Source organism: Natrialba sp. PRR66 (assembly GCF_034808065.1).
Lineage (GTDB): Archaea > Halobacteriota > Halobacteria > Halobacteriales > Natrialbaceae > Natrialba > Natrialba aegyptia.
Genome location: NZ_JAXHGN010000121.1, coordinates 1 through 269 on the forward strand (window position 1 = coordinate 1; position 269 = coordinate 269).

Sequence of the window (269 nt, forward strand, 5' to 3'; positions counted from 1 at the left end):
CGCCGCGTACGAGGCGGCGTTCGTTCTCGACCCGAACGCCACGGATCCGGATGTCGTCGTCACGTTCGTCGACGATGTCGACGAATGCGGCGACGTCGACGACGCCGCCGGGTGTGCGCCGCGGCTCTCGTCCAACAGCCGAGTCGACCCGCCCGTCGCCGTCGAGGTGGAGGCGAACCTCTCGGACGAATCGACCGTGATCGTGACGAAACACGAGTTCGGACACGTGCTGGGGCTCTCTCACGACGACGATCCGCAGTCGATAATGG

General features: G+C 66.2%; 1 protein-coding gene. It reads left to right on the forward strand.

What is annotated here, in order from left to right; genetic code table 11:
* A partial coding sequence (locus SM755_RS23710) for a matrixin family metalloprotease (RefSeq protein ID WP_323174842.1) occupies positions 1-269 on the forward strand: 269 nt, incomplete at both ends.